Here is a 20456-nt window from a genome sequence, read left to right as displayed (position 1 = left end):
GATATGCGTCCGGTCGCTCCGGCCCAAAATGTTTGACAATCCGGCGATAATGCAGCTTGATTGATACTATCGAACCTAAGCTATTCAGCGTTGGACAAGTTTGTTGGCTCAAATCTATTTCAGGGAGCGGAGCGATGTGCGGTTTCACGGTGAACTTGATCGACTTCGATAAGCTGACACCTGCGCAAAAGAAGGCTCTTTTGAAAAATTACAAGAAGAAAAAGGCCGACTATCAAGCCTTGATCAGGGACGCCGATAGGTCGCTCAAGGGCATCGAAAAGGCGCTCGTCATCATGCAGAAGAAGAGCGCAAAAAAGTCGGCGAAAAAAGCGAAGCGCTGATCACACCGGAGTAACCCCGGTGCACGGCTTGATCTTCGTCGCCCTTCGCTCGCGCGATGCGATCAGACCGACAAAAACTTGTCCGGCGTCAGCGGCAGATCGCGAACACGTTTTCCGGTGGCGTTGAAGGCGGCATTGGCGATCGCAGCCGCAACGCCAGTAATGCCGATCTCGCCGATGCCGCGCGCGCCCATCGGCGTGCGGGGATCGGGAATGTCGGTCCACAGCACCTCGATATCGGGCACGTCGAGATGCACCGGCACATGATAGTCCGCGATCGAGGCGCTCATGATCCGCCCCTTGCGCTCGTCGAACACGGTTTCCTCGGTCAGCGCCATGCCGATGCCCATGATCATGCCGCCGCGAAACTGGCTCGCCGCGGTCTTGGGATTGAGGATGCGGCCGCAGTCGAACGCGCCGACCAGACGGTCGATGCGGATTTCACCGGTCACGTCGCTGACACGAAGCTCGCAAAACACCGCCGAGCGCGAATGCATCGAGAATTTCAAGAGCTCCAGCGGCGCGCTGCTCTCGCCGGTCGCGCTGACCTCGCTGCGCGCCGCGCGGCCAAGAATTGACACGAAGCTTTCGTGCCGCGAAGGATCGCCGATCTTGCGCAAGCCAGAGTCGGCGAATTCGATCTCGCTTGGCCTCAAGCCCGCGAGCGGCGTGTCGTTGCCGGCAAGACGCAGCAGGTCGCCGGCGAGTTTGACGCTCGCCGCGGTGGTCGCAGCACCGAGCGAAGCCGTCTGCGACGAACCGCCCGCCATGGCGCCGAAGGGCAGACTGGTATCGCCGATCCGCACCGTGACACTTTCCAGCGGCAGACCAAGACGATCGGCCGCGATCTGCCGTTGCACGGTCACTGTGCCCATGCCCATCTCGTGCGCGGCGCTTGAAACCATCGCCTGTCCGTTGCCGTCGATCGTGATCCGCACCGACGTGCCGGGCAGCCGCATATAAGGAAAGGAGCCGCTGGCGCAGCCCATGCCGATGAGCCATTCGCCGTCGCGGCGCGCCCGCGGCTTGGCCGCGCGGCGCTCCCAGCCGAAACGTTTGGCGCCGAGATCATAGGCCAGCATCAGGTCGCTCTGGGAATGCGGCGCGCCGGTCAGCGGATCCTTGTCGGCGATGTTTCGCCGCCGCAGCTCGATCGGGTCGATCTGAAGCGCATGCGCCAGTTCGTCCATCGCGCTCTCGACCGCAAAGGTGCCGGGAGCCTCGCCGGGCGCGCGCATGAAGGTGTTGGCCAGCACGTCGAGGTCGACCGTGTGCTGGACGATATCGTAGCTTTCGCTGGCATAGAGCGAGCGGCTGGTCAGCGTGAAGGCCTCGTCGCAGACGCTGGACGACGGCTTCACCGAGAAGCCGTGATGCAGCAGCGCCTTGAGTTTTCCGCCTCCGTCAGCCGCGAGCGCGACGCGCTGCTCGGTCTGCGACCGGCCGCCGATCAGGCGGTGCATGCTGGCGCGCGACAGCGCGATCCGCACCGGACGCCCGGCCAGTTTCGCCGCGGCCGCGCCCAGGATCTGGTGATCCCAGAACGCCTTGCCGCCAAAACCGCCGCCGACAAAGGGCGAACTGACGAAGACCTGCGTTTCCTTGATGCCGAACACCTTGGCGAGCGAACCGGCGGTGCCGTACAGCATCTGCGTCGCATCATGCACGATCAGGCGGTCGCCTTCCCAGGCAATCGTCGTCGCATTCGGCTCGATCGGATTATGGTTGTGCCAGGGCGTGCGGTAGGTCGCATCGACCTTGTGTGAAGCAGCCTCGAAGGCCGCTTCGCTATCTCCTCGTTTGAGCCGGTTTCGTTCGATCAGAAGCGACTCGGGCGTGTGCGCGCTGGCCTTGGCTTCCTCGAACCGCGTGCGCGCCGGCGCCGCCTCGTAACGCACCTTGATCAGCGAGGCGGCATGGTCGGCCTGCTCTTGCGTCTCGGCGAGCACGACCGCAACCACCTGACCGTTCCAGCGGACGTCAGGATCCTGCATGACCGGCACGATGTTGCTGCCCGCGGCCTTGAGATTGGTGAGACCGATCGGCGGCGGCATCGCCATCTTCGGCGCGTTGCGATGGGTCATGACCAGCGCGACGCCAGCCGCGGTCTCGGCGGCGGCAACGTCAAGCTCCGTGATACGGCCGCGCGCAATCGTCGAATGGACGCAAGCCGCGTAGAGCAGCCGGTCCATCTTCACTTCGGCCGCAAAGCGCGCCGCACCGCGCACCTTGTCGGAACCATCGACCCGCGATTGCTGCGTGCCGAGGCTCACGCGTTTGTCGATCAGCGGGTCCGGCGTCGCGCCCGGCAACCAGCTCGTGGGCACATAGCTGATGGCGGAGCGAACCCCGCCGACGATGGCGTTTTGCAGCTTGCTCATGCGTCCACTCCCGTGAGTTCGCCGAGCACGGCGGCGATGGTTCGTCTGACGAGTTCGACCTTGAAGGCGTTGCCCTCGAAAGTTTTGGCCGCGGCAAGTTCGGCGTCGGCCGCGGCAAGGAAGCGCGCTTTCGCAGGCGCCTGCCCGCGCAACAATTCCTCGGCCTTGGTGGCGCGCCACGGCTTTGGCGCGACACCGCCGAGCGCAATCCGCACGTCCTCGATTTTCCCGCCGGCGACTTCGACCCCCGCGGCGACCGAGACCAGCGCAAACGCGTAACTCGAACGGTCGCGGACTTTCCGGTAGACTGAATTGGCGGCCGCGGAGCTGGCAGTGAGTTCGATCGCCGTGATCAGTTCGCCCGGCCGCAACACCGTCTCGATTTCCGGATGGTCGCCCGGCAGCCGGTGGAAATCGAGCAGCGGCACGCTGCGCGCGCCGGCCGAACCGGCGAGATGCACCGTCGCGCCGAGCGCGGCAAGCGCCACGCACATGTCGGATGGATGCGTCGCGATACAATGCTCGGACGCGCCGAAAATCGCATGGTAGCGGTTGAAGCCCTCGATGGCGTCGCAGCCGGTGCCTGGCTCGCGCTTGTTACAGCGCGCGCCTGACGCGTCGTAGAAATAAGGGCAGCGTGTTCGCTGCAGGATGTTGCCGCCGACGGTTGCCATGTTGCGGATCTGTGCGGATGCGCCCGCCAGAACCGCGCGCGACAGCATCGGAAACCGCGTGCGCACGGCCGGATGCGCCGCAAGCTCGCTGTTGCGAACCGCCGCGCTGATCATCAGGCCGCCATTCGGTGTATCTTCGATCGTGCCCGGCAAACGCGATACGTCGATCAGCGCAGCCGGCGCCTCGATGTTCTGCCGCATCAGGTCGACCAGATTGGTGCCGCCGCCGAGATAGCGTGCCGGCTCGGCGCCTGTGATGGAAAGGGCTTCAGCGGGTTCGGCGGCGCGCCGATACTCGAACGGCCTCATGCCACGCCTCCCGCCAGCATCTCTTCGATCGCTTCAACAATCCCGTTATGCGCACCGCACCGGCACAGGTTGCCGCTCATGCGTTCGCGGATTTCCTGGCGCGTCACGCCGTCAGGCCCGCTCGCGAGATCGGACGTCACGTAGCTGGGGTCGCCGCGGCGAAATTCCGCGACCATGGCAATCGCCGAGCAGATCTGGCCCGGCGTGCAGTAGCCGCACTGAAATCCCTCATGCTCGATGAAAGCTTCCTGAAGCGGATGAAGCCCGCCGTCCGCGGCGGCCATGCCCTCGATGGTTTGCACCTCGCGCCCGTCAGCCTGCACCGCGAGCGTCAGGCACGACAGCACCCGCGCGCCATCGACGATGACGGTGCATGCACCGCAACCGCCCTGATTGCAGCCGAGCTTGGTACCGGTCAGTCCGATCCGCTCGCGCAGGAGATCGAGCAGCGAAACCCTGACATCGTCAGGGCATGGATATTCTGTCCCATTGATGACGATCGCCATCGGCACCTCCATTCGCAAGGCCGCTTGGATAGCGAGCCGGGGAGGACTTTCAGGATAGTACGAACTTCGTAGTATTCAAGACCCCGATCTGGAGATCTTTTCCGTCAGCCGGATCAGTTCGCGTTGTTCCTTTGGATCGAGCGAACGCAGCATCATGCGGCAGGCTTCGCGATAGGCCGCGATGTGATCCTCGATCGCCTGCCGTCCCGCGCCGGTTGCGGTCAGCGCCGCCGAACGGCGATCTTCCTCGGGCCGCCCGCGCTCGACCAGATCTTTCCGCACCAGCCGGTCGATGGCGGATGACATCGTCGTCATCGCAACGTTGAGATAACGCGCGACATCGCCGATGCCGCAACCGGGATTGTCGCCGATGAACACCAGCGTCTGGGCGTCCAGCGCGTTGAGCGCATTGTCGGCCGCGGCCGCCGCCTCCGCCACCTTGAAGCGGCGCGTGAACAGCTCGAAAGCGCGCGTCAGCTGGTCGACTTGCTCTTGGGTCGGCTCGGTCATGCGACAGCAAAGCATGTTCGGCGGAACGATTCCAGCAGAGCGGCCGCTCGGTGGAGCGGATTTGACATTCGTAAAAGTCGCGGCTGCGCATGGGATGCGAATGCTAGAATCCGACCGCCAGGTTGGCTTGCCTCCGCGAGCGTGTTTCAATCGGCCGCAAAACAAGGTTCGTCACATCTTTCGGGGGAGGAACACATGAAGCTGACCCGCCGCAGAGTCCTGCATCTTGGCGCCGGCGCGACCGCGCTTCCGTTCGCCGTGACGATGCCGGCGATCCTCGCGTCGCAACACGCGGAAGCCGCCACTATTCCGGCAGCAAATGGCGCGCCTCCCCTCGCCCGGCGGCTCGCCGACTATGCGCTTGGCCTGCGCTACGAGGACCTCGATTCTGCGACGATCGAGCGGGTCAGGATTCACCTGATCGATTCACTGGGCTGCGGCATCGCCGCGCTGAACGAGGGCGCCGTGCGCATCTGCCGCGAGATCGCGCTGCCGGTCTCCGGACCTTCCACCGTCATCGGCACCGCCAGCCGTACCACGGCCGAGCTTGCGGCCTTTGCCAATGGCGCCGCCATCCGCTATCTCGACTTCAACGATACCTATGCCGGCAAGACTTTTGCGGTACATCCGAGCGACAACATCGCGCCGTGCCTTGCGGTCGCGGAAGTCGAACACGCCAGCGCGCAGGAGCTGATCACGGTGATCGTCATCGGCTATGAGGTGAATTGCCGGCTCACCGATGCGTTCGACATCTCCGCGCGCGGCTGGGACCCGCCGATTTTTGGCCTGCCCGCCGTGGCGCTCGCGACCGGGCGGCTGATGAAGCTCACGGGCGAACAACTGACACACGCCGTCGGGCTTGCCATCAACGATCACATTCCGCTCGGACTGACGCGCGCCGGCGACCTCTCGGAGTGGAAAGGCGTCGCGGTGGCTGAAGCCGGCCGCAATGCCGTGTTCGCAACCAGGCTGGCGCGCGCCGGCCTGACCGGCCCCGCGCCGATCTTCGAAGGCAAGGCCGGCCTGTTCCAGCAGGTGACTGGCGCAGCCGACATCGACGTCGCAAGCTTCGGCGGACGCGACAAGCCGTTCCGGATGAACGACTGCATCCTGAAACCCTATCCGGCCGTGATCTACACCCAGACGGCGATCGTCGCGGCGATCGAAGCCGCCAAGGAAATCGGCGCACTCGACCAGATCACGGGAATCGACGTCGCGACCACGCGCAGCGGTTATCAGAGAACCGGCAGCGAGCCGGAGAAATGGGACCCCAAGACGCGGGAAACCGCCGACCACAGCCTGCCCTACATGATCGCACGCGCCATGCTCGACGGCGACATCACGCCCGAAAGTTTTGCGGAAGCCAAATTCCGCGATCCAAAAATTCTCGCCTTCATGCAGAAGATCAAAGTTACCGAGGACCCTGCACTGACGGCACGCACCGGCGGCGCGGTGCCGACGCGCATCACCGCGACCCTGGCCAGCGGTAAGACGATCACGCGCGAGGTCGATCACGCGCCGGGCTTTGCGGCCAGACCGATGACAAGGGCCGACGTCGAGCGGAAATTCCGCGGCAATGTCGGCGCGCATTGGCCAAAGGCGCAGACCGAAGCAAATTTGAAATCGCTCTGGGCGATCGATCAGGCGAGCGACATTGGCGCACTGCTCGGCAACCTGGCTGTCGCGTAGGCCGAAAGCCGCATCATCATGGCTCGTCGACAAACGTCACTCTCGTGCCTTTCGCGACGCTGTCTGCAACCGTTTCGGCGTCCCAGTTCGTCAGACGCACACAGCCGTGAGATTCTGCCTTGGAGACATCACCCGGTGACGGCGTGCCATGGATGCCATAGCCATCAGCAGAGAGGTTGATCCAGACCGTGCCGACAGGGTTGTTGGGACCTGGCTTGATGGTGAAGGGTTTGCGGGTATGCACGCCCTTGAAATGATAATCGGGATTATAGCGGTAGGTGGGGTTACGATCGATTTCGGTCACCCTCAAGGTGCCGGTCGGGGACGGCTTCTCTTCGCTGCCGACGGTCGCCGGGAAAAATCCGATCAGCGCGTTCGACTTGTCGAAAAGCTTCACGGTTTGCCCGCTTTTGTTGACTTCCACCCGCTCCGCCTTCAGCGAAGCCGAGTCGCGAGTTGTGTCGACGACGACGATAGTATCGCCCACGCGATCGAAATGCTGCCTGGGATTGAGCATCGAAAGCAACTGCTCGCTCATGTGAAACTTTTCCGCCAGCCCTTCCCGCGCGCTCGCAAAACTCAGGTGCGGAATGTCCTTCATCGCCTCCATTTTCGACGGCAGCCTGCGAAGGAAGGGACCGGCGACATCTTTTTCGGTGAGCGTGTAGTTCACGGTCGTCTGCCGATCGTCGGCCTGAAGCCGTTTCCAGACATCCTCGGTCACGGCGTCAGAACTCGGTAGTCGTTGAGCCTCTGCGTAGGCGCGGAGAGCCTTCCTTGCGTTCTGTCCGAATTTGCCGTCGATCTCTCCCGGCGAGAAATGTGCGCGGTCCAGCAGAACCTCGAGCCTGACCACGAACGGAGTTGGCTTGTCGTTCGGAATGGTCTTGCCAGCCGGCGCAGCGCTGTTAATCGCCTCCGGCCCCATCTCGGCGCCAAACGCAGCAGTCGTCATCACGGCGACCGTCAACGCTACGTAGATTTGCTTCGTTTTCCCGGCCACATCCGTTGCCTCCAACCGCTGCCCGCAAAGGTGAAACAAGCGCGGCGCCTACGCGTTCCTCGGACCTGAAGCTTAAGGGCTCGACCGCGACAGGCCGTCGCAGCGGTGCCTCTCACCGGGAAGATTCGGCAATTTCGCGGAACATCGCTTGCGGCTCCGAGTTGGGCCGAAACGAGAAGGGCTAGCGTAAAGAGGCTGAGTACATGAACGAGATGTCCCAACTGGCCAGCGCCATGGCCACCCTTGTCTTTGCGGCGGGGATGCTGATCGCGGCGCAGCTCTATATCGAAAGCCGAGCCGTGAAAGCCGCCAGCAATCCCACAGTCCGGACGGCGCGAAGCGTGAGCGGAGAAGGTCTGGAGCTTCGAACCGATCTCAGACTGTCCCGCTGGCCGACCCCTCAATTGCAGCAAGCTCGCCTGCCATGAGACTGACTCGCCGGTTCGCTCCTTTGGCGCCCGAGCGCAGGCCGCAAGATCCGAGACTGGACGGCAAGAGCCTTCGCTTTGAAACCATGGATCATGGCGGCGAATATCCCGATACGATGCCGCAGGCCATCAAGCTGATCGACGCCAAAGGGCGCTCGTGCATCTACGTGCCGATCATGCAGGACGGCAGGGTCGTGGACTGCCAGGGACAGCTGACGGACCTTGACGACGATTGAGCCCCCGCGGAACGGAAGCCGTCCCTCTGGCTTATCGCTGCACATCAATCCGCATGCAGTGATTTCAGATGATCGACGACCTCTGGTACAAGAACAGCATCATCTATTGCCTCTCGGTCGGCTCCTACATGGACGCCAACGGCGACGGGATCGGTGACTTCAAGGGATTGTTGCGCCGCCTCGACTACCTGCAAGGCCTTGGCATCACCACGATCTGGCTGATGCCCTTCCAGCCTTCTCCCTGCAAGGATGACGGCTACGACATCTCCGATTATTACGGCGTCGATTCCCGCTATGGCACGCTTGGCGACTTTGTCGAGTTTACCCACGGCTGCAAGCAGCGCGGCATCCGCCTGATCATCGACCTCGTCGTCAATCACACCTCGAACGAACATGCCTGGTTCAAGTCGGCACGGAGCGCAAAGGATTCGCCCTACCGCGACTGGTATGTCTGGGCCGATCGAAAGCCCGCCAATGCCAGCAAGGGCATGGTGTTTCCCGGTGTTCAGAAATCGACATGGACGCACGACAAGGAAGCCGGCGCCTGGTACTTCCACCGCTTCTACGATTTCCAGCCCGACCTCAACACGTCGAACCCGATGGTGCAGGCGGAAATCCTCAAGATCATGGGCTTCTGGATTCAGCTCGGCGTCTCCGGCTTCCGCATGGATGCGGTGCCCTTCGTGATCGCAACCAAGGGGGCGAAGGTGAAGAAGTCGGTCGAGCAATACGACATGTTGCGCGCCTTTCGCGAATTCCTGCAATGGCGCGAAGGCGACGCCATCATCCTCGCCGAAGCCAATGTGCTGCCCAAGACCGACATGGAATATTTTGGCCGCGACGGCGGTCGCATGCACATGATGTTCAATTTTCAGGTCAACCAGCATCTCTTCTATGCGCTTGCAGCGGCCGACGTCCGCCCGCTGGCGAAGGCGCTTGCGGCGACCAGGCCACGGCCCGCCTCGGCGCAATGGGGCCTCTTCCTGCGCAACCATGACGAGCTCGATCTCGGCCGACTAACGAAGCCGCAGCAGAAGGCGGTTTTCGACGCATTCGGACCCGACAAGGACATGCAGCTCTACGACCGCGGCATCCGCCGGCGCTTGGCGCCGATGCTGGGCGGAGACCGCCGCCGCCTTGAACTCGCTTACAGCCTGATGTTCACGCTGCCCGGCACGCCGGTGATCCGCTACGGCGACGAGATCGCGATGGGCGACGATCTGAGCCTGCCCGAGCGCAATTGCGCGCGCACCCCCATGCAGTGGTCGACCGAGCCGCAGGGCGGCTTCACCAAGGGCGGCAAGCCGAACCTGCCCGTGATCGACGAGGGACCCTACGGCTACGAACACGTCAACGCAGCCAAGCAACGCCGCGACGCCAACTCGATGCTGAACTGGACCGAGCGCATCATCCGCATGCGCAAGGAAGTCCCCGAGGTTGGATGGGGCGACTTCAAGGTCATCACGACGCGCGATCCGGCGATTCTGATCGTTCGTTACGACTGGCGAAACAACTCGGTGTTGTTCGTTCATAATCTGAATGAGCAACCCCGCGAAATCTCGTTCCGGGTCGGCCTTCCCGGTGAAGCCGGAAAATTGCTTGTCAATCTGCTCAGCGAGGACCACAGCCGCAGCAATGATGGCGGCCATCATAGACTGCTGCTGGAAGGCTACGGCTATCGCTGGTATCGCGTCGGCGGACTGGACTATCTCCTGAAGCGGGCCGACATCGACACCAACGCGACGGGAAAAGCCGGGCACCCGGCCTGAGGTCTGGTCGGCGCATCACCAGAAGCCGCGCGGATTTTCAGGGAGGCCGCGGCCGCGCCGATCATAGTACCGGACTTTCACCACGCCATTCGCGTTCGTGGTCTTGACGCTCGCGCACCTGCCATTGGGGTGATAGCTGTATTCGAAGTCGAAGAACACCGCGCCCTTGAGCATCTTGGTGACCCGCGTCAGCTTTCGGTCGCGATAGTAGCCGATCAGATAGACGCTGCCTTCCGCATGACACGCGTCGGCCTCCTCCTTGCTGATCTTGTGGGCGAGGCTGATCGGGTGCCAGTAGCCGTCCCAGCCGCGATAATATTCGACCGGCTCGTGTGTGATGCGGGCCCTGACGATGGCGGCCCAGGCCAGCCAGCCGCCGACCAGGATAACGATCAGGACGACCAGACCGATCAGGATTTTTCCAATCAGAACGATCGCGGAGATCAGGAACTCCATGGCAGCCTCGATGGCGAGCTATTTGGTGCGGCGATAGAGTCCCTGGAACGTCACGCCGGCGCCGCCGCAGCCGCCGTTGTCGCCGACCATGAGCCAGGCCCCGATGCGCTGCATCTGTACGTGGCAGCCTCCGTCATCACCGTCGGCGAAATCGAGCATGTCGTCTTTCGGCACGACATCGCCCGCGAACTCGCCGGTATGAAAATCGCGCGCGGTCGGAACGGTGATGCCGCCCTCGACATGCAATTTGCCGCCCGCGCCTTGGGTGATCTCGATCGGGCCGCCGGGATGAAACCATTTGCCGATCCAGTCGGACGCCCTGGTCGGCGACATCCGCGCCACCGGCGTCAGCGCCGCGCTCGGCAGCCAGCCGGTCGCCCCGATCTGCTTCTTCGCCAGCGGCGACTGGTAATTGATGCAGGTGAACGCGCCCTGCGTCGCGCCGACGAACACAAGATCATCGGTGACGAGATAGGCGTTGCGGCGGCAGGCATCGGTCAGCGCCGGGCAGCTTTCCGCCTTGAAGTCGTCGTCGTACGGGCTCTTGATGAAATTGACGCGCGGCTTCGCCGTCACCTTCGCGATCACCCAGGGCGACTTGTTGTCCCAGCCGACACCGTTGCAGTTCTTCGGATCCTCGGCGTCATAAGCCGATGCCGGCACCGCAGACAGCAGCGTTGCGAGAAACAGCAGACCAATGCCGGGCGCGCGCATCCGAAATCCGTCTGACATGGCGAATTCATTACTAGTCGCCTGTCAGGGGGTGTCGGTTCAAACGTCGAAGAAGACGCGCGCTATTTATACGTCTTGATATATTCGACGATGTCATCGACGTCCCTAGGATCGTGCAGGCCGTCGAAGGGCATCCGGTTGCCCCTCACCTTGGCTTGCGGATCGGCGATGTAATCCCGCAAATTGGCTTCGTCCCAGACGAGATTGGCCCGCTTCATCGGGTTGGAATAGCGGAAGTCGTCGAGCGCGGCGGACTTGCGGCCGAATACGCCTTTGAGGCTTGGCCCGAGCGCATCGGGCTTGTCCTGATGGCACGTCGCGCAGGCGGCATAGAGCGCCTTGCCGTGCTCGGCGTCGGCGGAAAGCGCAGGTGTGAGTGATGCCGCCGATATCGCGGCACCGAGAGCAAGCAAAACACGTCGCATGGAAATCCTTCGCACGAACAGAATTCGAAATCACACCGGCACCAGCGGACCGGGGTTCTTGATGTAGCGCTTGGTGATCGCCTCCGCCGACCAGTAGGCCAGCGCGCCGACCAAACCTGTCGGGTTGTAGGAGGCGTTTTGCGGGAACACCGAGGCGCCCATGACAAAGAGATTGTCGGCCTGCCACGCCTGCAAGTACCGGTTCACGACGCTGGTCTTCGGATCGGAGCCCGTGATGGTGCCGCCGGTGTTGTGCGTCGACTGGTACGGCACGACGCTGTAATTGCCCCGCCGCACCGATGCCGGACCGATCTTGGTCGGATTCATCGCGCGCCCGATCCGCTCCATCTGGGCGCCGATATATTCCACGAGCTTGTGGTCGTTTTCGCGGAAGTTGTAGGTCATTCGCACCAGCGGCCGGCCGAGCACGTCCTTGTAGGTCGGATCGAGGTCGAGGAAATTCTCGCGGTGGGCGTAGCTGCACCCGGACGCGCCGATGTTGAAGGCGTGGTTGTACCACTTCGCGGTGGCCTGCTTCCATTCGCGGCCCCAGCGCGGCGTGCCTGAAGGCACCGGCCGCGTCTGGATCGGACGGCCGTTGGTGGTGCCGGCGGCGATGATCGCGCCACCGAAGAAACCGAGACCGCCGTGGTCGAAATTGTCGCCGTTGAAGTCGTCGATATTCGTGGTGTGCGCGCCGGACGCCATGAACGGGTTGATCACCTTGTCCTCGAAGAACACGGTGACGGTGTTGCCGGAGAGCTGGTAGCAATAGTTGCGCCCCAGCGCGCCCTTGCCGGTCGCGGGATCATATTGCTCGCCGATCCCCGCCGTCATCATCAACAGGTTGTTGTTGAACACATACGCGCCGAGCACGACGAGGCCGGCCGGCTGTTCGTACTCCTCGCCGGTGCGCGTATCGACGTAGCGCACGGCTTTCACCTTCTTCGCCTGCCTGTCGTAGACCAGTTCTTTCACATAAGCGTAGTTGCGCAGCTCGAACTTCGGCTCGCTAAAGAGATTCGGCAGGATGCAGACGTTGGGCGAGGCTTTGGCGTTGGCCTCGCAGCCGAAGCGCTCGCAATGGCCGCAGAACTCGCAGGCTCCCAACGTCAGTCCTTCCGGGTTGGTGTAGACCTCGCTCGAATTCGCCGAGGGACCCGAGAAGGTGCTGTAGCCGAGATCCTTGCAGGCTTTCTCCATGATCGAGCCGGCCATGGTCTGGGTGAGAGGCTTGTTCGGATATTCGTTTTGCCGCGGCCCTTCGAACATGTTGCCGCCGACGATCTTTTGCCCGCGCAGATTGCCGGCCTTGCCGGAGACGCCGCAGATCTTCTCGAAGTGATCGTAATAGGGTTCGAGCTCGTCATAGCTGACGGGGAAATCCTCGATCGTCATCTCCGACGGAATAGCGTTGCGGCCATAACGCTCCGTGAGATGGGAGCGGAGCTTGTGATCCGATGGCAATATCCGCCAGGTCAGGCCGTTCCAGTGCGAGCCCGCGCCGCCGAGCCCGGTGCCCGGCAGAAACGAGCCCAGCCTGCGAACCGGCAACGCCGTTTCCGACGGCGAATGGCGGAAACTAACCGTCTCCTCCTGTGCGTCCTGAAACAGCTCCTGGCGCACGGCGTATTTGAGATCGTCGCGCACGTTCGGCAGCGTGAAGTCTTCGCTTGGCATGCGCTTGGCGCCGCGCTCAAGACCAACAACAGTGAGTCCGGCCTTGGTGAGTTCGCGGGCCATGATGCTGCCGGTCCAACCGACGCCGATGACGACCGCATCGACTTCCTTGAGGATCGTTGTCATGACGCGGACTCCTTCACGAGAAATCCGCGATTGAACGCGGCGGCTTGTCGTAGACCTTGCCGAGATATTTCTTGATGTCGTGGCGATAGGTCGCCGGCAAACCGGGATAGCCGACCATCTTCCACGCCGCCATGTCGCGGTTGCCGCCATACATCGGATCGGCGAAGAAGCCTTCCATGGTGATCTGCAACAGCGCGTTGAAAAACATCGCGCTGCCAAATCCCTTGAACTCGGCCTTGCCCGCCTCCATCGCCTGGAGCGCGGCGATCCTTTGCTCTTCGTTCAGCCGGTCGAAGTCCTTAGCCCAGCTCTTGCGCGTGAACTCGTTAGCCGACGCAATGCCGGCGCGGAAGAACTCGCGCGGATTGAGCGAGAGCTGATAGCCCTGTTCGGGTTTGCCTTTCGGGAATGGCCCCTGCCGGTAGAGCCGCGCGCCGGTGCCGTAGGCGCCCGCGAGCTGCCGGTCGATGAAATTGGCGACGCCGCAGTCGCTGCCGGAGGGCGAGAGATTGTCGGCCGGAATGATCGTGTCGGCCGCGGCGGCGAAGAAGGCGTGCTCGGTTGCCGTCAAGGTCAGCAATGGCTCGTCCGCCGGCGGCGCAGCTGGCGCGGCCACGGGCGCCGTTGCAGATGGCGTAACGGGTTGAGCTTGCTGCGCTTCCGCGAGCTGTGCAGGTGCAAGCACCGCTGCCGCAGCACCCGCGGCTGTCAGAAATTCACGGCGCCCGATTTTCGGGTCTTCTGCCATGACCGTCCTCCCCAGATTTATATCGCTTATGCGTTCATGCGTTCACAAACGGCTCCGGATTTGTTGATTGGCAGGTTAGCACCGCTCAAGACGGCGGCAAGCATTTCCCGTCGCAGGGATTGCATGGCCCCATTCGCTTGCTCGAGGGGAATTCCACTTCCCTCAAGGGCGGCGCTCGCATCATTTCACCTCGGTCGTGACCGGCTTGTCCTTGTCCTTGATCCGGATGACCAGCGTCTTTGAAATCCTGTCGGTGGCGTTACGTCCGAAATGCGCGGTATCTGGCGGCGTGTAGACGATCTCGCCGGCCTTCACGATTTTGGTGCCGACGCCGTCGATCTCGAAAGTCTGCTCGCCCTCGATCACGTAGACAAACTCGTGACCGCCTTCATGCTTGTGCAATGGCAGGCGGAAGCCGGGCGGCCACTCGGAGGCATAGATGATGGCTTCCTGGCCCGGCAGGTTTGAAAGATCGGTCTTGAAGATCTGCTTGGTCGCAAGACCCGGCATCTGCGCGTGGATCACCTCTGATGATCCGAGGCCGAGCAGAATTCCGCCTGTGACCAACACGGCGGCGCGTAGGTGATTGTGCATCGGCTTGCCCTCCCTCCCCTGAAACTTCGGACAGCGTCACGCGACGATGCGCGGCGCGGCAGTTGCTTTATCGCCAGTGTTCGGCGTCCCTGTTGGCTCAATCAAGAGGATATGCACCTCTCCATGCGCCACGGGCCGGTGCTCGACGCCCTTGGGCACCACAAAGACCTCACCGGCGCTCAGCGTCACCGTGCGATCGCGAAGTTCGATGTCGAGCGTCCCGTCGAGCACAAGAAAGAAATCATCGGTGTCGTCGTGTTTGTGCCAGTGGAACGGACCTTCGAGCTTGGCGACCATGATGTCATTGTCGTTATAGGTCGCGACGGTGCGCGGCGAGAAACGATCGTTGAACGTCGCGAGCTTGGCGGCGAGATTGGCGGGTGCCTTCATGACGCTTGCCTTGTTTTCGAGAGACCGGCCCGTCGCGATATTGGACACGCGACCGGCGCGTTGCAAGTTCGGATCACAGGCGATGCAGCCTATCCGCCGATGGTTTGCACCAGCGCGTCTCCGCCGCGGATCGACCATGCGGTCATGCGGCGTTCAAAGAAATCGAAGATCGCATACATGCCGACGCCGAGCACGCCGACGACCACGAGCGCGGCGAACACCAGCGGCACGTTGAAGTTGGAGCTCGCCACCAGCATGACATTGCCGATGCCGTTGTTGCCGGCCACGATCTCCGCGATCACCGAGCCGACAAAGGCAAGCGTCACCGCAATCTTCAGCGAGGCGAAAAAGAACGGCAGCGAGCGCGGAATGCCGATCTTGCGCGTGATGTCCCAGCGCGTGGCGCCGAGCGAGCGCATCACCTCGAAAAGCTCCGGCTCGATGGTCGCAAACGCGGTCGCCACATTGGCAACGACCGGAAAGAACGACAGCATGAACGCCGTACACACCGCCGGAATGGTGCCGGCGCCGAACCAGATCACGAAGACCGGCACCAAGGCCGCCTTCGGCACGCTGTTGAAGCCGATCAGGAGCGGGTAGACCCCGCTGTAGGCGAGGCGCGACGAGCCCACGAGAATGCCGAGCGCCAAGCCGAACACCACGGCGGCCACGAAGCCGATCAGGGTCGTGGCGAGCGTCGACATGCCGTGCAGGAACAGCGGGTAGCGGAATTTGTAGATCGCCTGCAACGTCTCCCACGGCGTCGGCAGGATGAAGCTCTTGATGTCGAACAGGTAGATCAGCAGCCACCACGCCGCGATCAAGGCCAGCGTCAAGACCCAGGGAGCGAGCCTCTCCTGAAGTTTCCGCATCACTGCTGCTTCCCCAGACCGATATGGTGACGCAAATCGTGCACCAGGTCGACGAAACCGGGTTCGAAGGTGCTTTCCAGCGTGCGCGGGCGGGGAATGTCGATCACTGAAGACTTGAGGATGCGGCCGGGCCGCGCGCTCATGACGTGGACGGTTTGCGCCAGATAGACCGCCTCCCGCAGCTCATGCGTCACCAGGATGACGGTGCATTTGCGGAACGACCACAGGTCTTGCAGCACCGCCCAGAGCTCTTCGCGCGTGAAGGTGTCGAGTGCGGCGAAGGGTTCATCAAGCAACAGGATCGAAGGCTCGTGGATCAAGGCGCGGCAGAGCTGGGCACGCTGCTGCATTCCGCCGGAAAGCTGCCAGGGCATGCGGTCGCCGAATCCGGCAAGCCCGACCTTCTCCAGCAGGACATCGGCGGCTTGCCGGTGCTTGTCGCGGTCGATCTTCTGGCGGCTGCGATAGGGCTCAACGATTTCGAGCGGCAGCATGACGTTGTCGCGGATGTTGCGCCATGGCAGCAGCGTGGCGTTCTGGAACGCCATGCCAACAGTTTTCAGCGGCTGCACCACCTTCTTGCCGTCGACGGTCACCGTGCCCCGGCTCGGCTGCACCAGACCGGAAATCAGCTTCAGGAGTGTCGACTTGCCACAACCGCTGGGGCCGACGATCGCCAGGAACTCACCGTGTTCGATCGCGAGCGTGGCCGAGGAAACCGCGAGCGTCTGGCTCGCCGCATCCTGCGACGCCGTGCCGTAGATGAGATCGACGTTGCTGAGCTCGATGAACGGCATCACTCTCGCTTTATTCGGACTTCTTGAAACGCTGCGCCGGCAATACCGTCTCGATCAGCCTCTCCTTCTCGTCCGGCAAATAAGCGGCATCGAAGATCTCTTCCAGCTTCGGCCGGCGCGGCAGGTTATAGGCTTCCGCAATCTCCGTGATGTTGGTTTCCAGCCGCTCCCGGTCGATGTCGCCAAAACCTTTCTTCCGCACCGTCTCGGTCAGGATGCAACATTCGAGCGCGACCTTCAGCCGCTCGCGTTCGATATCCGGGTTGAGCAGCGGCTCAAAGGCGACCGCTGCATCGACAGCTAACTCCGGATCGCGGGCCATGTCCTTCAGGCCTTTGAGCGTCGCGCGCAGGAAGCCGCGCACGCTATCGGGGTGTTCTTTCAGGAAGCGCGATGACGCCGCCACCGAATTGGCGTAGAGCAGCAGGCCGTAATCCTTGTACATGAAGTACCGGACATCGCTCGCCGGGACGCCCTTGGCCTTCAACTCCAGCAACGCGTTGAAGATCTGGCCGGGAATCGCGTCGACCTTCTTCTGCACCAGCAATACTTCGCGCAAGGCAGGATCGATGGTCTGAAACTCCACGCTTGCCGCGTCAATGCCGGTCTTGCGCGCGAAGATCGGGAACAGCTTGAAGGTGGAATCGTTCGGGGCCGAACCGAGCTTCTTGCCGTTCAACTGCTTCGGCTCGGTGATGCCGCTCGACTTCAGCGTCACGATCGCGGCCGGCGCTTCCTCGTAGCCGATCATCACGACCGGGAATGCGGCGTCCGGATTCCGGGAATCGAAATCCATCACCGTGTTGATGTCGGGAAAACCCATGTCGTACACGCCGGCGGCAAGCTGGCGCACCACTTCGGCCGATCCCTTGCCGCGGTCCATGGTGACGTCGAGGCCTTCGGCCTTGTAGTAGCCCTTCTGCAAGGCGATCAGGAATGCGCCATGCGTCGCGCCGGGAATCCAGTCGAGCGTAAAGCGGACCTTGGTCTGGGCGCTGGCCGTGCCAGATACGGCGATCGTGCCAAGCACGAGAAGAACAACGGCGGCAAACCGAACTGACTTCATATCGCCTCTCAGATCACGTTGGCGGCGGCGAGAATGTCGCGGGCGCGCGAACGCTGCTCGGGCGAGATGATCAGGCGCTGGGCGAAATCCTCTTTCAGGGGCATGGTCGCGTCGATCCCCATCTTGGTGACGGTGAAGGTTAAGGGATCGGAGGTCGGATCGATGATCGCCGATTTCACGCCCGGCACCATGAGAACGTCCTTCTCCGCCCTGACGCGGGTCGCCATCGCCCACATCACATCCTCCATGTCGTAGATATCGACATCTTCGTCCACGACGATCACCTGCTTGGTGTAGAGCTCGGTACCGAGCGCCGTGAGCATCGCCATCCTTGGTTCGCCTTCCGCAATCTTCTTCATCGAAACGATTGCAAGAAACGCGCCACAGGTTTTGTGCGGCACATGCACCGCGCGGACGTTCGGCAGGTTTCGCTTCAGAGCATTGAGGATCTCGCCCTCGCGGGTGATGCATGAGATCAGGATATGATCGCGCGACATGCCGGAGACGACGCTGTGGTACCAGGCATCGCGGCGCATGCGGACGCGCTTGGCAACAAAGACGTTCTGCGTGCTTCGGTGCGACGCATAGCCGGTGAATTCGCCGAACGGACCTTCTGGCTCGTGCACGCCGGCCAGAATTTCGCCCTCGATGACGATCTCGGCGCTCGCAGGCACTTCGAGATTTTCGATGCCGCAGCGGGCGAGACGATAGGGCTCGCCGAACAAGCCGCCGATGATGTCGTACTTCCGCACATTCGGCGGATAGGCGTAAACCATCGAGCCCATGTAATGCAGCGGGTGAGTGCCGATCACGATCGCGGCCGGCAGCGAGTGTCCCCTCGCCTCGGCGCGGCGGTGATATTCGTACATGCGGCGGCGCGAGTGCAAGGAAACACCGAGGCGGTTCTTGCTCTTGAGCATCAGGCGATGGAAACCCGTGGTATCGACGCCGGTCTCCGGATCGCGCGCGGTGATCTGGCCCGCGGTGATATAGGGCGCGGCATCCACGGTGAACTGAAACGGTATCGGCAATTTTGTGAGATCCAGCTCGTCTCCCTCGAACACCACCTCGTCCCAGGCGGGCTTCGAGACGATTTCGGACGGAATGTATTTCTGGCAGCGCTCGCGAAAGGCGGTCGGCAGGTTTTCGACCGTGGCGCCGAGGCACCGCGCCAATAACTGGCGATTGCCGGCCACATTGGTCACGACCGGCATGCCGAAACCTTCGACCTTCTCAAAGATCACGACCGGGCTTTTATTGAGGCGATCGAGTTCGAACACGGTCGCCGTCATCTCTAACTGCTGGCTGACCTGCTCTCTGATCCGCAACACATTGGCCGGATCGTTCTTCTCGGTTTGCTCGACAAAAGCGCGCAAGCTTTGATTGTCTGTCGACACGCCGGCCTCCCTTTTATTTGCTCCGCTTCCTCCTTATCATCTTATATGATAAGTTCAGGGGAAGCTGCCTAAAATTCCAGCAGCCCACGCAACAGGATGAGGCCGGCTTTCGCCGAGAGCCCCGACGATGAGCTATCGCCAAGTACGCCGTTCAACCGGCCCGAACAACCTGACCGATCGCATCACCTTGATGCTGCGCGACGATATCGTGCGCGGCAAATACGAACCGGGCGAGCGGCTTCCGGCCGGCAAGGATCTCGGTGAAGCCTTTGGCGTCAGCATCACCGTCATCCGCGAAGCGCTGTCGCGCCTCAAATCGGACGGCCTCATCGCTTCCCATCAGGGCAAGGGCGTATTTGTCGAGGACGACGCCAAAGCACGGCCATTCCGGCTCGCGACTTCCGAGGGCCCCGGTCGCTCGCTGCGTCATATCTTCGAGTTGCGGATGGGCGTCGAACTCCAGGCGGCCACACTCGCCGCGGAACGACGAAAGCCCGCCGACCTGCGCGCGATGTCGGACTGCCTGAAGCAGATGGAGCCCAACAAGAACAGTTTCGAGCAGGCGCTTGTCGCCGATATCGCCTTCCATCTGTCGATTGCCCGCGCGACGCAAAATCCATTGATCTTCAGCTTCATGCAGTTTCTGCAACCGCACCTCTACGAGTCGATCTCGAAGGCGCGCGCCAGTTCAGCGCGGAAAGCACAGACGACGCAGATTGTTTATAAAGATCATACGGCGATCTATGAGGCGATCGCGGCTTCAGATCCTGCCGGCGCGCGACGCGCGACCCGCCGCGTATTGGAGCGAAGCCTGCGGCGCCTGGAGAAGGAGCAGGACGAAGCCTAGGCTTGGCGAAAGCCCATCGTCTATCGCGCAACGGGCGCTGCGAGCGTCGGTGAAACGGTTTTCTTGTCGGAAAGATCGATCACGTCGGCAGGTTCGATCGCGTCCCACTTTATCTTCGCCGACGTGGCCCGGTAAAACTTCACCATGACGGCCTGCGCCTCGCGGTCGTTGCCGCGCTTGTCGTGGGTCGTGATCAGACCGGTCACCTGAACGCTCTTCAGCTTGGGGTATTTGTCGAGGCTTGCGGGCACGACCTTGCGCACGATCGCGCCGAACTCGCTTCGGAGGTCGCGCTGCTTGGCCACGAAGGGATCCAGGCTGAACTCGACCACCAGGGTTTCATCGGGGAGCGTGACGATCGTCCAGGGATGCAGGCCGGGCTCGGCAATGATGCCTTTGGCGAACATCGCAGGCGTCTCGGCCGCCATTGCGGGGACCGAGAGCAACAGCGCCAGAGTCAAGGCAATTACAGAATTCATG

At 62.4% G+C, this 20456-nt stretch carries 23 protein-coding genes; 6 read left to right on the top strand and 17 right to left on the bottom strand.

Features of this window, described 5'->3' with window-relative positions; translation table 11 throughout:
- Nucleotides 1-56: 56 nt before the first annotated feature.
- A complete protein-coding gene (locus BUA38_RS23690) occupies nt 57-341 on the top strand; it encodes a hypothetical protein (RefSeq protein ID WP_156898679.1) in 285 nt (94 codons plus the stop codon).
- Nucleotides 342-403: 62 nt separating this feature from the next.
- Here the strand turns inward: BUA38_RS23690 and BUA38_RS23685 are convergent, their stop codons facing one another.
- From BUA38_RS23685 to BUA38_RS23670, 4 genes are all read right to left on the bottom strand, one after another.
- Nucleotides 404-2722: a xanthine dehydrogenase family protein molybdopterin-binding subunit gene (locus BUA38_RS23685; RefSeq protein WP_072821670.1), complete on the bottom strand. Its 2319-nt coding sequence runs from the start codon at nt 2720-2722 to the stop codon at nt 404-406.
- Nucleotides 2719-3705, bottom strand: coding sequence for an FAD binding domain-containing protein (locus tag BUA38_RS23680; RefSeq protein WP_072821668.1), 987 nt, complete (start codon nt 3703-3705; stop codon nt 2719-2721). The genes BUA38_RS23685 and BUA38_RS23680 overlap by 4 nt, the downstream gene beginning before the upstream one ends.
- Nucleotides 3702-4211, bottom strand: a complete 510-nt coding sequence (locus BUA38_RS23675; protein WP_072826372.1) for a (2Fe-2S)-binding protein — start codon at nt 4209-4211, stop codon at nt 3702-3704. Before BUA38_RS23675 ends, BUA38_RS23680 begins: the two co-directional genes overlap by 4 nt.
- Nucleotides 4212-4286: 75 nt before the next feature.
- Entirely contained in the window at nt 4287-4721 is a 435-nt protein-coding gene (locus tag BUA38_RS23670; protein ID WP_072821666.1) for a MarR family winged helix-turn-helix transcriptional regulator, read from the bottom strand.
- A gap of 195 nt (nt 4722-4916) precedes the next feature.
- Between BUA38_RS23670 and BUA38_RS23665 the strand changes: the two genes are divergently transcribed.
- On the top strand, nt 4917-6410 hold the full coding sequence (locus BUA38_RS23665; protein WP_072821664.1) for an MmgE/PrpD family protein: 1494 nt from the start codon (nt 4917-4919) through the stop codon (nt 6408-6410).
- Between the two features lie 16 nt (nt 6411-6426).
- Here BUA38_RS23665 and BUA38_RS23660 read toward each other — a convergent pair whose 3' ends face one another.
- Complete coding sequence (locus tag BUA38_RS23660) at nt 6427-7365, bottom strand: L,D-transpeptidase family protein (RefSeq protein WP_072826371.1); 939 nt, start codon at nt 7363-7365, stop codon at nt 6427-6429.
- 251 nt (nt 7366-7616) lie between these two features.
- Here BUA38_RS23660 and BUA38_RS23655 point away from each other — a divergent pair, with 251 nt between their 5' ends.
- The 3 genes from BUA38_RS23655 (at nt 7617) to BUA38_RS23645 (ending at nt 9846) form a co-directional block, all read left to right on the top strand.
- Nucleotides 7617-7841, top strand: coding sequence for a hypothetical protein (locus BUA38_RS23655; RefSeq protein ID WP_156898678.1), 225 nt, complete (start codon nt 7617-7619; stop codon nt 7839-7841).
- The gene (locus BUA38_RS23650) at nt 7838-8077 is read left to right on the top strand and encodes a hypothetical protein (protein ID WP_156898677.1); all 240 of its coding nucleotides are present in this window, start codon (nt 7838-7840) and stop codon (nt 8075-8077) included. Before BUA38_RS23655 ends, BUA38_RS23650 begins: the two co-directional genes overlap by 4 nt.
- Nucleotides 8078-8145: 68 nt before the next feature.
- Nucleotides 8146-9846, top strand: coding sequence for an alpha-amylase family protein (locus BUA38_RS23645; protein WP_072821658.1), 1701 nt, complete (start codon nt 8146-8148; stop codon nt 9844-9846).
- A gap of 15 nt (nt 9847-9861) precedes the next feature.
- On the opposite strand, the gene BUA38_RS23640 is transcribed toward BUA38_RS23645, so the two are convergent.
- The 11 genes from BUA38_RS23640 to BUA38_RS23590 form a co-directional block, all read right to left on the bottom strand.
- On the bottom strand, nt 9862-10302 hold the full coding sequence (locus tag BUA38_RS23640; RefSeq protein ID WP_072821656.1) for a hypothetical protein: 441 nt from the start codon (nt 10300-10302) through the stop codon (nt 9862-9864).
- Nucleotides 10303-10320: 18 nt separating this feature from the next.
- Nucleotides 10321-11034: a hypothetical protein gene (locus tag BUA38_RS23635; RefSeq protein ID WP_244553029.1), complete on the bottom strand. Its 714-nt coding sequence runs from the start codon at nt 11032-11034 to the stop codon at nt 10321-10323.
- A gap of 62 nt (nt 11035-11096) precedes the next feature.
- The gene (locus BUA38_RS23630; protein ID WP_072821652.1) at nt 11097-11459 is read right to left on the bottom strand and encodes a c-type cytochrome; all 363 of its coding nucleotides are present in this window, start codon (nt 11457-11459) and stop codon (nt 11097-11099) included.
- A gap of 30 nt (nt 11460-11489) precedes the next feature.
- The gene (locus BUA38_RS23625; RefSeq protein ID WP_425304984.1) at nt 11490-12677 is read right to left on the bottom strand and encodes a GMC oxidoreductase; all 1188 of its coding nucleotides are present in this window, start codon (nt 12675-12677) and stop codon (nt 11490-11492) included.
- Between the two features lie 601 nt (nt 12678-13278).
- The gene (locus BUA38_RS23620) at nt 13279-14013 is read right to left on the bottom strand and encodes a gluconate 2-dehydrogenase subunit 3 family protein (protein ID WP_072821648.1); all 735 of its coding nucleotides are present in this window, start codon (nt 14011-14013) and stop codon (nt 13279-13281) included.
- Nucleotides 14014-14193: 180 nt separating this feature from the next.
- Nucleotides 14194-14607: a cupin domain-containing protein gene (locus BUA38_RS23615; RefSeq protein WP_072821647.1), complete on the bottom strand. Its 414-nt coding sequence runs from the start codon at nt 14605-14607 to the stop codon at nt 14194-14196.
- A 36-nt stretch (nt 14608-14643) separates the two neighbouring features.
- The gene (locus tag BUA38_RS23610; protein ID WP_072826370.1) at nt 14644-14997 is read right to left on the bottom strand and encodes a cupin domain-containing protein; all 354 of its coding nucleotides are present in this window, start codon (nt 14995-14997) and stop codon (nt 14644-14646) included.
- Between the two features lie 89 nt (nt 14998-15086).
- Nucleotides 15087-15869 carry an ABC transporter permease gene (locus BUA38_RS23605; RefSeq protein WP_072821645.1) on the bottom strand — a complete coding sequence of 261 codons (783 nt, stop codon included), beginning with the start codon at nt 15867-15869 and terminating at the stop codon, nt 15087-15089.
- Nucleotides 15869-16666: an ABC transporter ATP-binding protein gene (locus BUA38_RS23600; protein WP_072821643.1), complete on the bottom strand. Its 798-nt coding sequence runs from the start codon at nt 16664-16666 to the stop codon at nt 15869-15871. Before BUA38_RS23600 ends, BUA38_RS23605 begins: the two co-directional genes overlap by 1 nt.
- A gap of 10 nt (nt 16667-16676) precedes the next feature.
- Nucleotides 16677-17732: an ABC transporter substrate-binding protein gene (locus BUA38_RS23595; RefSeq protein ID WP_072821641.1), complete on the bottom strand. Its 1056-nt coding sequence runs from the start codon at nt 17730-17732 to the stop codon at nt 16677-16679.
- An 8-nt stretch (nt 17733-17740) separates the two neighbouring features.
- Complete coding sequence (locus BUA38_RS23590) at nt 17741-19129, bottom strand: UbiD family decarboxylase (protein ID WP_072821639.1); 1389 nt, start codon at nt 19127-19129, stop codon at nt 17741-17743.
- 127 nt (nt 19130-19256) lie between these two features.
- Between BUA38_RS23590 and BUA38_RS23585 the strand changes: the two genes are divergently transcribed.
- A complete protein-coding gene (locus BUA38_RS23585) occupies nt 19257-19976 on the top strand; it encodes a FadR/GntR family transcriptional regulator (protein ID WP_072821637.1) in 720 nt (239 codons plus the stop codon).
- A gap of 20 nt (nt 19977-19996) precedes the next feature.
- Here BUA38_RS23585 and BUA38_RS23580 read toward each other — a convergent pair whose 3' ends face one another.
- Nucleotides 19997-20455 carry a hypothetical protein gene (locus BUA38_RS23580; RefSeq protein ID WP_156898676.1) on the bottom strand — a complete coding sequence of 153 codons (459 nt, stop codon included), beginning with the start codon at nt 20453-20455 and terminating at the stop codon, nt 19997-19999.
- Nucleotide 20456: the final 1 nt, after the last annotated feature.

Origin of the sequence: Bradyrhizobium erythrophlei (assembly GCF_900142985.1) — a bacterium.
In the GTDB taxonomy this organism is placed as follows: domain Bacteria; phylum Pseudomonadota; class Alphaproteobacteria; order Rhizobiales; family Xanthobacteraceae; genus Bradyrhizobium; species Bradyrhizobium erythrophlei_B.
This window is presented reverse-complemented; position numbering and strand designations above follow the sequence as displayed.

Excerpts from the sequence above, each read along its gene's own strand:
- BUA38_RS23630 (WP_072821652.1), bottom strand. The coding sequence starts at position 11,459 with ATGCGACGTGTTTTGCTTGCTCTCGGTGCCGCGATATCGGCGGCATCA.
- BUA38_RS23600 (WP_072821643.1), bottom strand. The coding sequence starts at position 16,666 with ATGCCGTTCATCGAGCTCAGCAACGTCGATCTCATCTACGGCACGGCG.
- BUA38_RS23660 (WP_072826371.1), bottom strand. The coding sequence starts at position 7,365 with ATGACGACTGCTGCGTTTGGCGCCGAGATGGGGCCGGAGGCGATTAAC.
- BUA38_RS23610 (WP_072826370.1), bottom strand. The coding sequence starts at position 14,997 with ATGAAGGCACCCGCCAATCTCGCCGCCAAGCTCGCGACGTTCAACGAT.
- BUA38_RS23645 (WP_072821658.1), top strand. The coding sequence starts at position 8,146 with ATGATCGACGACCTCTGGTACAAGAACAGCATCATCTATTGCCTCTCG.
- BUA38_RS23595 (WP_072821641.1), bottom strand. The coding sequence starts at position 17,732 with ATGAAGTCAGTTCGGTTTGCCGCCGTTGTTCTTCTCGTGCTTGGCACG.
- BUA38_RS23615 (WP_072821647.1), bottom strand. The coding sequence starts at position 14,607 with ATGCACAATCACCTACGCGCCGCCGTGTTGGTCACAGGCGGAATTCTG.
- BUA38_RS23650 (WP_156898677.1), top strand. The coding sequence starts at position 7,838 with ATGAGACTGACTCGCCGGTTCGCTCCTTTGGCGCCCGAGCGCAGGCCG.
- BUA38_RS23655 (WP_156898678.1), top strand. The coding sequence starts at position 7,617 with ATGAACGAGATGTCCCAACTGGCCAGCGCCATGGCCACCCTTGTCTTT.
- BUA38_RS23620 (WP_072821648.1), bottom strand. The coding sequence starts at position 14,013 with ATGGCAGAAGACCCGAAAATCGGGCGCCGTGAATTTCTGACAGCCGCG.
- BUA38_RS23635 (WP_244553029.1), bottom strand. The coding sequence starts at position 11,034 with ATGTCAGACGGATTTCGGATGCGCGCGCCCGGCATTGGTCTGCTGTTT.
- BUA38_RS23675 (WP_072826372.1), bottom strand. The coding sequence starts at position 4,211 with ATGGCGATCGTCATCAATGGGACAGAATATCCATGCCCTGACGATGTC.
- BUA38_RS23685 (WP_072821670.1), bottom strand. The coding sequence starts at position 2,722 with ATGAGCAAGCTGCAAAACGCCATCGTCGGCGGGGTTCGCTCCGCCATC.
- BUA38_RS23640 (WP_072821656.1), bottom strand. The coding sequence starts at position 10,302 with ATGGAGTTCCTGATCTCCGCGATCGTTCTGATTGGAAAAATCCTGATC.
- BUA38_RS23580 (WP_156898676.1), bottom strand. The coding sequence starts at position 20,455 with ATGAATTCTGTAATTGCCTTGACTCTGGCGCTGTTGCTCTCGGTCCCC.
- BUA38_RS23605 (WP_072821645.1), bottom strand. The coding sequence starts at position 15,869 with ATGCGGAAACTTCAGGAGAGGCTCGCTCCCTGGGTCTTGACGCTGGCC.
- BUA38_RS23670 (WP_072821666.1), bottom strand. The coding sequence starts at position 4,721 with ATGACCGAGCCGACCCAAGAGCAAGTCGACCAGCTGACGCGCGCTTTC.
- BUA38_RS23680 (WP_072821668.1), bottom strand. The coding sequence starts at position 3,705 with ATGAGGCCGTTCGAGTATCGGCGCGCCGCCGAACCCGCTGAAGCCCTT.
- BUA38_RS23625 (WP_425304984.1), bottom strand. The coding sequence starts at position 12,677 with ATGGCCGGCTCGATCATGGAGAAAGCCTGCAAGGATCTCGGCTACAGC.
- BUA38_RS23665 (WP_072821664.1), top strand. The coding sequence starts at position 4,917 with ATGAAGCTGACCCGCCGCAGAGTCCTGCATCTTGGCGCCGGCGCGACC.
- BUA38_RS23585 (WP_072821637.1), top strand. The coding sequence starts at position 19,257 with ATGAGCTATCGCCAAGTACGCCGTTCAACCGGCCCGAACAACCTGACC.